This is a genomic window from Bacillus sp. FSL K6-2841, from assembly GCF_037976435.1.
Taxonomy (GTDB): Bacteria; Bacillota; Bacilli; order Bacillales; family Bacillaceae; genus Bacillus; species Bacillus pumilus.
Genome location: NZ_CP150266.1, coordinates 1,299,655 through 1,310,756, shown reverse-complemented (window position 1 = coordinate 1,310,756; position 11,102 = coordinate 1,299,655). Strand labels below are relative to the sequence as shown.

Sequence of the window (11,102 nt, the reverse complement as noted above, 5' to 3'; positions counted from 1 at the left end):
TTCTATCTAAATAATAAATGTTGACTGTGAATACCTGCTTTTTTCAATAGACTAATCAATTGTTCTTGTTCTTCTCGCGAGAGGCCTGAGAAGGCACGCGCAATCCGCAGAGAATGAATCGGGTAAATCTTATCAAGATAACTGCGCCCTTTATCTGTTAAATGGGCATAAACCGACCGTTTATCCTTTGGGTCCTGCTCTCTTTCAATAAAACCATTTCGTTCTAATTTGTCAATTACGTACGTCACATTCCCGCTGACAAGCAGGAGTCTTGAGCCGATTTGCTGAAGTTTTTGAGCACCTCTTGTATACAGCAATTCAAGAACCGCAAATTCAGTTGGATTAAATCCATGCTCTTTGCTGTCTCTAATGCTGTGTTCTGAAACGCTTTTAAATGCTCTTGCAAATACCTTGTAAAGTGTCATTGCACGTTCTACTTCTTCTTCATTAAACGATAGTCTCATCACATATCTACCTCTTATAATATTTTTTTAACTTCAAGGCTTTCTTGCGGTGCAGTTGGAGCCTTTCGTAAAAAATAGAAGTACGTTTTTGAAAACCCTTTCAACCACATAAGTGACTCCATTCGTGTTATGTATAAGATTTCGATATAAACTTTTAAAATCCTTCTTATTTTTCACAACCATCTCGAAAAAAAGGTTTTTTAGCAAACCATCAAGATACGACATGGTTTAACATAATCTGTAAAGACTCTATGTTTTCTCACACTGCATTCGTCAAATTTCTACAAAATTCAATATTGCTATAATATTAAACAAAAAAGAACCCCTTATGTGACATGCGCACATTTCAAGGGGATTTTCACAAATCACGCTCTGTTTTGTTGAAAAAGAAGTGATACTCTTTTTTTAAGTCACTAATTGTCATGTTCTTGGCCGCACTAGGACTGTACACGCCCAATGAACAGAGCTGCTTCGTATAGTAATATCTTTCCTTTGCTAAAGCTTCTGTTAAGATACGCCGCACCGATTATCCCCTCCTATCAATTGATCTGGACTAGGTGCTTATGAAGACCTTTTATACAAATCATTTTGTACGGCTCTTAGAAGAGCATGTGCATTCTGACCTGCCGCCTGCATGAATCGCTCCAGTAATTCATCCCTCTTTATATCTAATGCGATGATTTCTTTTGCCATACAGATGATCCGTGTTTGCTCCATCATATGCTCCTCCTCCTATTTCAACTCATCATCATTATATGCATGCGCAGCAATCATTTCACATCTGTTGTCAACTTTCCTTCCATCGTTTTTCATTTTTATGTTTTTATGTTATATTTTCTAACAAACGATGTTTTTTTTTCGTTTTCATTCTGTATAATATGAAGAAAAAACTTGCAGGGGTGAGTATATGACGCAGGAAGATGTATCATATAAAGATAAAAAAGTCATTTCAATCGGGATTGTCAGTGAATTAACAGGGCTATCCGTCAGGCAAATCCGATATTATGAGGAACGCAGACTCATCTACCCCCAGCGCTCAACAAGAGGCACGCGTAAATATTCTTTTTCTGATGTAGAACGTTTAATGGATATCGCCAACAAACGAGAAGACGGTGTGCAAACAGCGGAGATTTTGAAAGACATGAAGAAAAAAGAACAGGCATTAAAAAGCGGACAATATAAGAAAAAAATGCTGGAAGGTCAAATTAACGCACACTTCCGGTACAAAAATCGATAAACAAATAAAGTATTGCTGACTCTTTTAGGCTTTTTGGTCATGGCTTCATGAAAAAGAGACAGCTTTTTTGCTGTCTCCGTTCCATTTACGGCTTAGAGCTATTTTAGTTAGAGTATAGCTTTAATAGTTCTTGTGCTGGCTAACTATTTGTATTGTTCATGCCATTAACGCGTTATAAAATTCATTCACTGCTTTATCCCCTTATTTATTACTTATTCCAACAAACTTTCAACATTATCTTAATTTGAGCACAATGCCAAATCCTATTAAGTGAAATAAGCTATATAAGCAAGGAATCAGTTTAAATTTACTTTTTTCAGGCGGCGTTCAATAACATTTCATTCTAAGAACCAACACTCTATCAAATAACGTTTAGTATATTGTTAAGTGCAGTCGATCTAGCGTTCATCCATTCGTTCAGGAATCGAAACAGTTCGTTCATTGACCACATTCCCCGTGTTTAGCGTCGTTTTTGGTTCAATCAAGAGCAAATGAACTTCTTCTTCAGCAAATGGCTGATGTTCAATTCCTTTTGGAATCACAAGAAACTCCCCTTCATGAAGCGCTATTTCTCTATCCCTAAAACGGATGACTAGATTTCCTTTCCATACAAAGAACATTTCATCCTCGTCATCATGATGATGCCAAATGAATTCACCCTTAATTTTTACCATTTTCATGTATGAGTCGTTCAACTCTCCACTTATTCTAGGATTCCAATAATCATTTATTTGCGAAAATTTCTCTTGGATATTAACCTTTGAAATCAATAAATTCCCTCCTCATTTACTTGGAAACGTCTTTTTTTATCTTTCTTAAGCTAAAACTCCCTACCTTGCAAATTCTCCTCCTCATGATAAACATCAAGGGACACAATGAGCATCAACCTCTTATATTATTAAGTTTACTTATTCTATTGGATCACGTAAAATCAAAAAATAGTGTATAGTTCATCACAATTTGTGATGCAAAAAGGAGCATTATTTTGGATATTACATCTTTGGAGATATTTAAAGCAGTAGCTATTGAACAAAGCATTACAAAAGCTGCCGAGAAATTAAATTATGTGCAGTCGAATGTCACTGCACGAATCCAGCGTCTTGAACAAGAATTAGGTGTTCCTCTTTTCTATCGATATCACAAAAAGATATCCTTAACGCCTGCAGGGCGAGAACTGCTGCCATATGCAAACAAATTACTCTACAATTTTGAAGAAGCGATAGAGGCCGTAAAGCTTTCCTCTACTCCGCGAGGAACTTTGCACATTGGATCTATAGAGTCTACCGCTTCGACAAGATTGCCCAGCATTTTCGCAGCATATCACAAGACATTTTCACAAGTAGAATTAAGCATGTATATGGCACCTACTGTAGATCAGGTTCATGCTATTCTCAACTACAAGGTAGACGGTGCATTGGTTGATGGGCCCATTCTTCATCCCGACATTATTGAATATCCGGTATTAGAAGAATCCCTTGTTCTCATTACAAGCTACTCTGAGGAGGAATTCCAGGTAGAATCAATTTTACATGAACCATTGCTTTCGTCATTTGCGCATTGCATCTATTTGGGGCGTTGGCAACGATGGTTAGAGAGCAATGGCTTTGCTCCGATGAAGGTAATGGAATATGGCACTTTAGAGGGCGTGCTTAAATGCGTTGAAAACGGGCTAGGGGTTACCGTATTACCAAAATCTATGGTTGAATCTCGGATGCAAGGCAGATTTACCTGTCATCCTTTACCGGAACCACATAGAATCGTGCCCACTGTGTTTATAAGGCGCCGCAATTCGTACATGACTAGTGCCCTCTCACGGTTTATGGAATTATTGGGCATAACTCATATATGATCGGGTCATTTATGGTAAAAAAGAGGATAGATAGAGCGACATTCTTTCAGCTCTTCTATCCTTTTCAATAAAATCATTTTAGCTTTCATTGAGAGGAAGCGTCAGTTCCTTCAACGAGCCCTACAAAGTCAATCCGTACACCGCCTTTTTCAGGATCTTCTATGACCCGCATGGCCAGCGCCTTTTTCTCCCCTGTTTTTTCATCTTCGTAATTCGCATGAAAGACATGAATGCTGGCTTCTTCCAATTGAAAATCATCATAAGAAAGTGTCTCTATGCCCCATTCTTTTTTCATTTTTAGAATGTCATTCGGACTTGGGACAGCGCCTTCAACATAAATATTTTCTATTTTTCGTTTATTTCCTTCGCTAATAGCTTCAATCATATGCTCTGCTGCCACCAGTCTTCTGTCTTTCCCCTCGTCTTCTCTTGAACATGCACCTAGCAAAACAATGCACATTAAAATGAATAAAAACTTCTTCATTTTTCTCTCCCACCTTCTCCTTAAAATGTAAAGGATGGAAGCGCTATATGCAATCTTTATTCAAAAAAGACTGTAAAACGTCACGTTTTACAGTCTTCATGCTACATCAGTGTATGAAGGAATGCTGTTGCAATTCCAAAATAGATCAGTAAGGATAAAATATCATTCAATGTTGTGATCAGCGGCCCAGATGCAATGGCCGGGTCCACATTTAATCTGTGTAAAATAATCGGCACGACCGTACCTGCCATTGTCCCAATAATCAGTGTTGCAAGCAGCGAGGAACCGACAACAAAACCTAAAATCATATTGCCCTGCCACACCATTGCGACAACTGTAATAATAATGGAACAAACAATCCCAATGTAAATACTCGTTCTCAGCTCTCTAAAAATAAGGCGCATAATGGTTTTTTTCGTTAATTCTTCTTTTGAGAGTCCTCTAATGACGACGGCAAGAGACTGTGTTCCTGTATTACCTGTCATCCCGGCAATCATCGGCATGAAGAACGCTAAAGCAACAACTTGCTGAAGGGTATCTTCAAAATAATTTAAAATACTGCCTGAAATCAGCCCAATGAACAAGAGCAAAATGAGCCACGGAAGACGGCGGTATGCCGCCACAAATGCCGGTGTGTCGAACGTGATATCTTTACCAGAGGCAGCAAACTTTTCATAGTCTTCGCCTGCCTCTTGAATCACAACATCAATGATATCATCAACTGTAACAATTCCGACTAGGACATTGTTCTCTTCCACAACAGGAATCGCAAGGAAATCATATCGTTCAATCAGCTTTGCGATTTCCTCCTGATCCTGAAAGGCTCCAACGGCAATGACTCTTGTAAACATGAGATCCTGTACCTTTTCATCCGGTTCACCTAAAATGAGATCCCGGTATGAGAGAACGCCTACAAGCTGTTTTTGATCATTAATCACATATAAATAGTTGATTGATTCCGCGATTTCAGCAAAGCTTTTCAGCTTCACAACTGCATCCTGTACTGTAAAATGCTGAGGAATCCAAACGTAACGGTTGGTCATGATCCGTCCCGCTGTCTCAGCAGGGTAATTCATAAGAAGCTGGACGGCCTTGGATTCCTCTGCTTCCATGTTAGATAATAGCTGATCCTTTAGCTCATCCTCCATCTCATCAAACAAGTTGGCTAGATCATCGTTATCCATTTTGTTTGTGACGAAGGTCGCTTTGTCTTTCCCTACTTTTTCAAGAACGATTTCTTGATATTCCCGCTCCAGCTCACCCATCATTTCTGTCACGTCATCGACTGGTAAAAAGCTGAGGAAGCGGCTGCGGTGTTTCTCTGGAAGTTCTTTAAATAAGTAGGCCATATCATATGGCTGAAGTTCTTCCATAATGTTTTTAAATTCTTTTCGTTTTCCATCTCTTAGTAAAATAATGATGCGTAAAATGAGTTCATCGTACGTTATATTTTGTATCATCGCTGTTACCTCCCCAAAGTCAGGAGATACCCGAATCCCTTAGAATGTGCGGGGGTCAGGATCTCCTCTATCTGATGTCTCAATCTGATCTTTTGACATATTCTCTATGTGTCTCGAATCGGGATGATCCATCCCCACACCTCCTTTTCCCATAAAAAAACACCTTCAACCGAATGAAGGCGCTTTGTAAGCATGACAAATAAACACTTGCTCCTTCAATCGTAGAGCTTTAGCACTGTATGGCATAGGAAAAATCCAGCTGCATTAAAAATCACCTTATGTCGATGATTTCTGTTGACCCATTGGCGTCTTTGGACATTTTTGGGCAGCAGCGTATCTCCATACAGGAGCCTCACCTAACGAAGTCTCATATTGTTGACACACTGAGATTACAGAAAAAGCGCAGTGATGTCAATAAGCAAGATGCTAAGTTCCCTTATGTATTCGCTTACATTTGAAAAAAAGAGCGATAGACAAAGTAGACCATCGCCCTTTCATGTCTTTATTCCTCTTCTGGCTGATTCATATCCTCTTGGGAGAGGAGATGAAAGGAATCATGCAAAAACAAAGCATATCCTTCTCCGTCAGGATGCGGAACATATTCCGCATGGTCCATTGTTTGCTCTTCTTCTTTTTTCTTCATATTCTCTCGCCTCCTTTCCCGTAGTTTGTCCCAATGCAAAAACCTTACACATGAAAGTGTAAGGTTTCGTGATGGCTTAATCATCCCATTCTTGCTTTAGGATTTTGCCTGTTTTAGCGGAAATCTCAAAATCAACTTCCTCGCCTTTTGGTGTGGTGATTTCGACTTCATATAAGTACACACCATTTTCTTTATCTAAATCAGAATCTGTGACTGTTCCTTTTACTTTTGCAAGGGCAATTTGTTCAGCCTGCTTTTTAGTAATTTTCACATTCTGTTTCTTTTCTTTGACTGGATCGTTCAGCGCTTTTCCTGTTTTGGCATCGACATATACTTTATATTCAAAACCGCCTTTTTTAATCTCAACCTCATACACCCATTTTCCTTTTTTACGCTCAAGATCCACATCGTCCACATACCCTTTCACCACTTTTAGGGCAGCTTTTTCTGCTTGTTTCTTAGAGACAAACGAAGATTTCTTTTGCACCACTTGCTCCGCGTGTGCTGTTTGATTTGTATTTTGCGCTTGAAGTGTGAAACCACCTGCGACAAGAGTTCCTGTTAATGCTGTAGCTACTAGTACTTTTTTCATCATATTCATATCCTCCTCTATTTGATTTCTCCTTTATCTTAAAGAAACAAGATGATAAAGGAAGGAAAGAAACATGAGAAAATCATGAGAAAAGGATTAGTTTTCGTACGTAATTCCTTCAATATCTCCTGTATATGCGTTTACAAGTACCTCTGCCTCCCGCCCATCAGGCAAATCCAGCTCCACCTCAAATACGAGCATACCGCTAAATGTTTCAAGATCAGCATCATCCACTGTCCCTCCGACTTCTTTTACTGCAATTCGGATGGCTTCTTCGACCGTGATTTTTGTCATTTTCTTTTCTTTAGAGGTCGGGTTTTTCTTTTCTGCTTCAAGCACTTTAAACGTTTGCTTGTCAACATCGACTTGATATAATTCTTTTTTTGATTGGATTGTAAAGATATAACGATCGGACTTTTCTTTCTTTTGAATGACCGTACCGCTCACCTTTTTAACAGCCGCTTCTTCTGCTTGAAGCTCAGCATTTTTTTCATTTGGTTTTTGATAGCTCTTTATTTGTCTAATCTCTTTCATTTGACCGCTTGCGGAAGATGCAATGATTTGATAAATGCCATTTGCATTTTCCAGCGTCAATGTATAGTCCTGTTTATGATTGATTAAATCAATCTGTGTAATGTTTCCATTGTAGTCTTTTGCAATCATTTTTTTGATTTCTGCTTCACTTAATATTTTTTGATCAATGGTTTGAATCATGAGCATTGCAAAGGCCGCAAGAACGACGAGACATCCTGCGAGCGCAAGCACCATTTTCGTTTTTCTAGACATGCAGCGCCTCCTTCCTATTTCCTATTTTATAAGGAGGAAATGAGAAATTGATGAGAAAAGACCCATTTATTTCGGGAAAAGAATGGTCATGGTTGTCCCTTTGCCGATTCGGCTGTCTACCTTCAGCTCAGCTCCATGCTCTTCTGCAATTTGCTTCGCAATTGAAAGACCAAGACCTGTTCCGCCGGTCTCACTGTTTCTTGCTTCATCTACACGGAAAAAGCGGTCAAAGATTTTTGGGAGATCCTCTTCTTTTATGCCAATCCCATGGTCAATGACTGAAATAAACGGCTTCTCTCCTCTCCATCCGCAGGTCACATCAACTGGCTCTGTACTATATTTGACGGCATTATCAATCAAGATGGTCAAAAGCTGTTTGATTTTCTCTTCGTCTCCTTCCGCAATAAGCGGCTGATCTGTTTGCACACGAGATTGAATCGTTCGATTAGTGGCCACTTCAAGTGTATGGCAAAGCTGCTTGCACAAATGACCAAGATCAACTGGCTTCATATCCACATATAGCGGCTGACCATTTTTCGCCAGTGTCAGCAATTGATCTGTCAGTCTTTTCATTTTTTTCGCTTCATCATGTATCGCTTGGGAGGATTCTTCTACAACCTCTGGACGTGTTTGCCCCCAGCGCTTGAGTAAATTGCTGTAGCTCATAATGACCGTAATCGGCGTCTTCAACTCGTGTGAGGCATCATGCAGAAATTGCTGCTCTTTTTTATAATGCTTCTCGAGGATTTCTGACATTTCATTAAAGGTTTGGCCCATTTGATACAATTCATCCTTAGAATCGCCTGTTAGTTCGATTCGTTTAAACGCCTTCTCCCTCATACTCGCCTTCATGGTACTCGTCATTCGACTAATCGGCCGGACGATTTGTTTTGTTAAAATATGGCCTGCAAAGTAAGAAAGCACAATAATTAAAACACCCGCAGCAACTAAAATCATTTTTAATAACGCTAAGTTCTCTTCCGTATTTTCGATTTCTTCATATACTTGGAGCGACACAATCTCGCCATTTGTCCAAATAACCGGAATCGCAGCGAACGCAACCATATGCTTGTTGTATTCTTTGATTTCTGCTGTCTGCCCAGATTCATATGTAAAAGGCAGTGAACTAAACGTTGACTCCTTTGTGACAGTCAGCTTTGATTCACCCGTTTCTGTCACGACACGGATCATGCCATTTTGGGGCAGGTAGGCTTTCAGCAGCTCTGATGATGGAAGACCTTCTTCTTCTGATTTCTTTAAAGCAATGGCGATATTTTCAGCCACCTCAGACAGCCGGAACATATCTTTTTGCGTCAAGGTGATTGAAAAAATAAAATAAATGGCTGTATGGAATAAGAGCACCATTAAAAACAATGACAACGACGTATAAAGCTGGATCTTATTTTTTAATCTCATTCTTTATCCTTTCATCACATAACCCACACCTCTCACTGTGTGAATCAGCTGTTTTTCGAATGGGTAATCGACTTTTTTCCTTAAATAACGAATATAGACATCCACCACGTTCGTATCACCGAAATAATCAAAACCCCAAACAGCTGTTAAAAGCTGATCTCTTGTGAGCACTTGCTGCTGATGCTTCAGCAGGTGGACAAGCAGGTCATATTCTCTCGGCGTGAGTTCAAGCATTTGGCCTGCTCTTTGTATGTCTCTTGTTTTCTCGTTGACAGTCAAATCTGCTATGCTGAGCTCTGTCTCCTTCTCTTCTTGCTCGTTTATATTCAATCTGAGTTGCGCACGAATTCGCGCTAATAATTCTTCTATGTCAAAAGGCTTTGTAATATAATCATTCGCTCCAAGATCAAGTCCGCTTACCTTATCAGGCACACTATCTCTTGCTGTAATCAACATAATAGGTGTCGCTGTATTTGTCTTTCTAACTCTTCTCAGCACTTCAAGACCGCTTAATTCCGGCAGCATGACGTCAAGCAGCACCAGATCGAAGCTTTCTTCTTCAAGAGCCTGTAGTCCATCCATTCCTGTCTCTTTGACCGTCACCTCATACCCTTCATACTCAAGCTCTAGTGACAGCACCCTTGCAATTTTCTTTTCATCTTCGACTACGAGTATCTTCCCTTTGTTCATCTCTATCTCTCCTATCTAAAAGGCAAGCTTGTCTTTCCATTATTATATGTTGCCTTTTGCATTTGGAACAGACACAATCTTCACGTCTATTTTTTTATGAAAGAAACATTTATTTTTCAACAAAAACATTACACATCCTTTTCACATCGCATTTATTGCTTGATCTCATTGTTATGTAGTTTGCCTCTTTTAGTCCTTTTCACCCATTTTCCTCTAAACAGGTGCAAGCTCACTATGCAGCATTTCCTTCTTTTTCATATGATATCAAGAGTTTTCCTCAAAAGATGAGTTCTTTCGTCAAGATGTGAGAAGAACTGCACTTTTGATAATAGATTGATTATTTGAAAAATTATTACAATTGACCCTTTCCGATCAAAAGTTTCTTTTATACAATAACATTACGCAGCCTGAATCTACTTTGAAAACAAAATAAGGAGGGCTTTCTTATGAAAGGTGAAATTCGCTTAATTCCGTATGAAGTAAAAGCCAATGTGATGGAAGCGAAAGAGACGCCGGAAAGTATTCAGGAGATTAAAGCACCCGAACTTTGGTCAAGTGGCTTCAAAGGAAAAGGCATAACCATTGCTGTCCTTGATACAGGTTGCGACACGGAGCATCCCGACTTAAAAGATCAGATTATCGGAGGCAAAAACTTTACCGATGATGACAACGGAGATGCTGAAAATGTGAAAGACTATAACGGACATGGTACCCATGTAGCAGGAACGATTGCTGCTACAGATCAAAATGGTGGAATTTTAGGGGTTGCCCCTGAAGCAAAGCTGCTGATCGTGAAAGTTCTTGGCGGCGAAAATGGCAGCGGGAAATATGAATGGATCATTAACGGGATTAACTATGCCGCTGAGCAGAAGGTGGATATTATTTCTATGTCTCTCGGTGGTCCAAGCAATGAGCCCGCCTTACAGGAAGCCATTCAAAACGCGGTAAAAAGCGGAGTACTTGTTGTGTGCGCAGCAGGAAATGAAGGGGACGGAGACGAGCGTACGGAAGAGTTCTCCTACCCAGCAGCATACAATGAAGTCATTGCCGTCGGCTCTGTCTCCCTTGCAAGAGAATCCTCTGAATTCTCCAACGCCAATAAAGAAATCGACCTCGTCGCGCCAGGAGAAGACATTTTATCCACTCTCCCTAACCATAAATACGGCAGACTGACAGGCACCTCAATGGCCGCCCCACACGTAAGCGGTGCACTAGCCATTATAAAAAATGCCGAGGAAGAAGCGTTCCAGCGCAAGCTGTCAGAGCCTGAGGTCTATGCTCAGCTTGTCAGAAGAACCCTGCCACTGAAGCAGTCGAAAGCCCTCGTTGGGAATGGATTTTTATATTTAACTGCACCTGATGTGCTTTTAGAAAAGACATTGGAAGCAGATCTTTTATCGCTATAACTTGAATAGAGGTCCTGAGAATAGATCGAATTTTCTCAGGATTTTTTTAATTAAAATTATTCAAAATTTACTTTG

Annotated in this window: 14 protein-coding genes and 1 riboswitch; of the genes, 3 read left to right on the top strand and 11 right to left on the bottom strand. The window is 39.9% G+C overall.

The window, feature by feature from the left end:
• Positions 1–2: 2 nt before the first annotated feature.
• The 3 genes from MHH68_RS06475 to MHH68_RS06465 all read right to left on the bottom strand — a co-directional run bounded on the left by MHH68_RS06475 (position 3) and on the right by MHH68_RS06465 (position 1,181).
• Positions 3–467 carry a MarR family transcriptional regulator gene (locus MHH68_RS06475; protein ID WP_144462220.1) on the bottom strand — a complete coding sequence of 155 codons (465 nt, stop codon included), beginning with the start codon at positions 465–467 and terminating at the stop codon, positions 3–5.
• Between the two features lie 355 nt (positions 468–822).
• Positions 823–987, bottom strand: a complete 165-nt coding sequence (locus MHH68_RS06470) for a hypothetical protein (RefSeq protein WP_058014174.1) — start codon at positions 985–987, stop codon at positions 823–825.
• A 38-nt stretch (positions 988–1,025) separates the two neighbouring features.
• Positions 1,026–1,181, bottom strand: coding sequence for a hypothetical protein (locus MHH68_RS06465; protein WP_200964041.1), 156 nt, complete (start codon positions 1,179–1,181; stop codon positions 1,026–1,028).
• Between the two features lie 190 nt (positions 1,182–1,371).
• Between MHH68_RS06465 and MHH68_RS06460 the strand changes: the two genes are divergently transcribed.
• Positions 1,372–1,701 carry a MerR family transcriptional regulator gene (locus MHH68_RS06460; RefSeq protein WP_012009715.1) on the top strand — a complete coding sequence of 110 codons (330 nt, stop codon included), beginning with the start codon at positions 1,372–1,374 and terminating at the stop codon, positions 1,699–1,701.
• A 398-nt stretch (positions 1,702–2,099) separates the two neighbouring features.
• Here MHH68_RS06460 and MHH68_RS06455 read toward each other — a convergent pair whose 3' ends face one another.
• A complete protein-coding gene (locus tag MHH68_RS06455) occupies positions 2,100–2,471 on the bottom strand; it encodes a cupin domain-containing protein (RefSeq protein ID WP_081042290.1) in 372 nt (123 codons plus the stop codon).
• A gap of 215 nt (positions 2,472–2,686) precedes the next feature.
• Here MHH68_RS06455 and MHH68_RS06450 point away from each other — a divergent pair, with 215 nt between their 5' ends.
• Entirely contained in the window at positions 2,687–3,550 is an 864-nt protein-coding gene (locus MHH68_RS06450; protein WP_339165617.1) for a LysR family transcriptional regulator, read from the top strand.
• A gap of 85 nt (positions 3,551–3,635) precedes the next feature.
• Here MHH68_RS06450 and MHH68_RS06445 read toward each other — a convergent pair whose 3' ends face one another.
• From MHH68_RS06445 to MHH68_RS06415, 7 genes are all read right to left on the bottom strand, one after another.
• Positions 3,636–4,034: a hypothetical protein gene (locus tag MHH68_RS06445; protein WP_339165615.1), complete on the bottom strand. Its 399-nt coding sequence runs from the start codon at positions 4,032–4,034 to the stop codon at positions 3,636–3,638.
• 101 nt (positions 4,035–4,135) lie between these two features.
• Entirely contained in the window at positions 4,136–5,494 is a 1,359-nt protein-coding gene (gene mgtE / locus MHH68_RS06440; protein ID WP_058014178.1) for a magnesium transporter, read from the bottom strand.
• A 207-nt stretch (positions 5,495–5,701) separates the two neighbouring features.
• A riboswitch (M-box (ykoK) riboswitch) is annotated at positions 5,702–5,865 on the bottom strand.
• A 131-nt stretch (positions 5,866–5,996) separates the two neighbouring features.
• On the bottom strand, positions 5,997–6,137 hold the full coding sequence (locus tag MHH68_RS06435; protein ID WP_003212346.1) for a hypothetical protein: 141 nt from the start codon (positions 6,135–6,137) through the stop codon (positions 5,997–5,999).
• A 76-nt stretch (positions 6,138–6,213) separates the two neighbouring features.
• Positions 6,214–6,732: a PepSY domain-containing protein gene (locus MHH68_RS06430; RefSeq protein WP_058014180.1), complete on the bottom strand. Its 519-nt coding sequence runs from the start codon at positions 6,730–6,732 to the stop codon at positions 6,214–6,216.
• Between the two features lie 93 nt (positions 6,733–6,825).
• Positions 6,826–7,515 carry a PepSY domain-containing protein gene (locus MHH68_RS06425; protein WP_058014181.1) on the bottom strand — a complete coding sequence of 230 codons (690 nt, stop codon included), beginning with the start codon at positions 7,513–7,515 and terminating at the stop codon, positions 6,826–6,828.
• A 66-nt stretch (positions 7,516–7,581) separates the two neighbouring features.
• Positions 7,582–8,931, bottom strand: a complete 1,350-nt coding sequence (locus MHH68_RS06420; RefSeq protein WP_339165612.1) for an ATP-binding protein — start codon at positions 8,929–8,931, stop codon at positions 7,582–7,584.
• A 3-nt stretch (positions 8,932–8,934) separates the two neighbouring features.
• A complete protein-coding gene (locus MHH68_RS06415; RefSeq protein ID WP_058014183.1) occupies positions 8,935–9,621 on the bottom strand; it encodes a response regulator transcription factor in 687 nt (228 codons plus the stop codon).
• 446 nt (positions 9,622–10,067) lie between these two features.
• Here MHH68_RS06415 and MHH68_RS06410 point away from each other — a divergent pair, with 446 nt between their 5' ends.
• Complete coding sequence (locus MHH68_RS06410) at positions 10,068–11,027, top strand: S8 family peptidase (protein WP_012009704.1); 960 nt, start codon at positions 10,068–10,070, stop codon at positions 11,025–11,027.
• Positions 11,028–11,102: the final 75 nt, after the last annotated feature.